General features: G+C 73.8%; 2 protein-coding genes. Both read right to left on the minus strand.

The window, feature by feature from the left end:
- Positions 1-350: 350 nt before the first annotated feature.
- A complete protein-coding gene (locus J116_RS29290; protein ID WP_023591452.1) occupies positions 351-1,511 on the minus strand; it encodes a hypothetical protein in 1,161 nt (386 codons plus the stop codon).
- Positions 1,512-2,164: 653 nt separating this feature from the next.
- Positions 2,165-2,467 carry a hypothetical protein gene (locus J116_RS27990; protein WP_023591453.1) on the minus strand — a complete coding sequence of 101 codons (303 nt, stop codon included), beginning with the start codon at positions 2,465-2,467 and terminating at the stop codon, positions 2,165-2,167.
- Positions 2,468-2,493: the final 26 nt, after the last annotated feature.

Consider the following 2,493-nt stretch of genomic DNA (forward strand, 5'->3'; position numbering starts at 1 on the left):
CTGGTGGGGGCTCACCCGCCGCACCATAGGACGTGCCGCATCGAGGACCAGGAGCACGCCGCCGACGGGAGTTATCCGCGGATTACTCCGGCCGTGGGCGCCGTCCGCGACCGCCACCCGGCACCGCCAGACCACCGCCCCGGCACCGCCCCGCGACCGCCACCTGACCGCCACCCGCGTCCCCTCGGTGGCGGTCAGGTGGCGGTGCCGGGTGGCGGTCGAGCGCCCCGCCGACCGATGGCAGGCGGGGCGCTCTGGCCGGGGCAGATCCCGGCAGCGAGTTGTGGGTTACTGATCCCAGTAACGCCCTCGCGCCGCACTGCCCGACGGCAGCAGATCCCGGCAGCGAGTTAGTGCTTACTGACGTCAGTAAGCACCCCGGCCCCGGCCGCCGCCGGGGGGTTTCCGGGGCGACCGGGCACGGTCGGGTAGGCGAGCTGCTCGACCGCGCGGGCGAGCTTGGCGGCGAGGGCGGGCCCGTTGTTGACGCACAGGAATCCACGGCCGCCCCGCATCCGGACGACGCGGCGGCGGACCCTGCGGTACCGGACCCGGGTCGGCTCGGCGTAGGCCGCCCCGGCGAGACCGATCACGGGCAGCTCGGCGCGCGGGGTACCGCCTGCCGAGCGTCGTACAGTCCGCTGCTGCGTGACCCCTTGGGCGCGTGCGTACCGCCGCAGGATGCGCGCCGCCCACACGGCGGCGGCCGGGTCCACCTCGACCGCGACGGCCGCCGACTCCAGCCCCCAGTAGCCCCAGAAGCGGCCCGGCCCCGCGCCGGGCCGCTGCCATTGCTCGGGCACCCGGTTCTGGTACTCCTTCGCGGCGTACGACCCGTGCTTGGTGAAGTACACGGCGAGGCGCCGGGGGTCGCGCATCCGCTCCCCTTCCCGGAAGTCCACCGCCGTCCCGGCGAGCTGGTGGCGACGCCGCTCCTCCGGGTCGGGGTGGGCGACGATGTCCGCCCACACCACGGACAGCCACTGTCGGTACGGCAGCCCGTCGCCCACGGCCGGGCGGTACCGGGCCTGTGTGAGGCGCCGCAGCTCTCCAGCCGTGCCTTCCGGCTCGGGGCCCCAGAAGTGGATGTGCGGTGCCCCGCGACGCTGGAACTCCAGCTTCCAGATGCCGATGGGAGCGAAGCCCCACGCCCGCTCGAACCGCTTCCGGTACGCCTTAAGGTGCTCCTTCACCGCCTTGCCGGTGGGTGCCACAGTGAGCCAGTCGCCGGGGTACGTGAGAGTCGTCATCGGCAGGCGGAGCCCCAGCCGCAGCAGCGGCCCGTAGTCCAGCTCTGCGAGTGTCCGCGTCATACGGGCCCGGCTCTTGGCTGACCACTCCGTGATGACGCGGGACGGCTCCAGCTCGGCCGGGTCGCCTACGTACTCCGCGACGTACCGGGCGAGGTCCGACGCTCGCTTGCGGTCCGCCTCCTGCTGTCGTTCGACGGTCCGTTCGGCGCGGGCCACGTCCGGCCACGCCACGGCGATCGTGCCGGGGGAGACCGACACCAGCGGCCGGGGACCTTCCTCACCAACTCGGCGGCGGCGGCCCGTCGCGGGCACCAGACCGGTCGGCTCGTGCCCGCCCACCCCTGGTTGGGGCGCGTCGCCGGTCGGGGTGACCGCCCCGCCCCACGACTCCCGGCGGGTCCACATCCCGACCGCCGCCGACACCAGATCCGCCGACGGGAACTGCTTGCGAGAGGGGCCCGCCCCTCTCGCGCTCTCCCCATCCCGCGCCGTTGTTACCTGCCCCTGACCAGGGGTTTCGCTTACACGGCCCGTTGTGGCACATGTAACAAGCCCTTCGGCGGGCGCGGCGCCGTCGGGGTGCGGGACACCCGCCCCGGCGGGGCGGGATGGCGACCACTGGTCGCCGCTTCGTACAGTGGGCACGAGCAACGTTTCCTGTCTCGCCTGGCTAAGGGCGCGAGCTGGAGGCGGACGGCCCGGAGCTGCGAACTCCGGGCCGTTGCCATGTCTGCTGGTGGTGATCCTGGCACCGATGGCGGCCGGAGATTCCCCGGCTCGCCCAAGTCGTCTCCCGCAAGGGAACGTCAAGGCGCCGATCTTGTTACACCCCCGTCGCGCGGGCGCGCGTGGGGCGGTCCAGAAAGTCCAGAAACCCCCCGCGCGGCCCGGCCGCACGGGGGGTTCGTCTGTCAGCGGGCGGCCGTCTCCTCAGTGGTCTGCCACTGGTACGGGTGCATGTGGTGGGCCCGCCGCCAGGCGTCGTGAGCGGCACTCTGCGGACCGCTGAGGCTCAGGTACTGGTCGTAGCCGCTGGGCCCGTTGGAGACGGTGGCGCCCTCGATGCTGGCCAGGGCGCGGGCGGCGTGCTCGACGCACCCGAGCCGCTCGCGGCCCGTGCGGTCACGGACACGCACCGCGTCGGCCGGTCCCTCGCACGGGCTGGTGTCGGTGGAGTGGGCGACGGCGCACCGCTGGGGCTGGGGCTGGGTCATGTCTGGTCTCCCGTCTGGTGGGTGGG

Origin of the sequence: Streptomyces thermolilacinus SPC6, from assembly GCF_000478605.2 — a bacterium.
GTDB classification, from domain to species: Bacteria; Actinomycetota; Actinomycetes; order Streptomycetales; family Streptomycetaceae; genus Streptomyces; species Streptomyces thermolilacinus.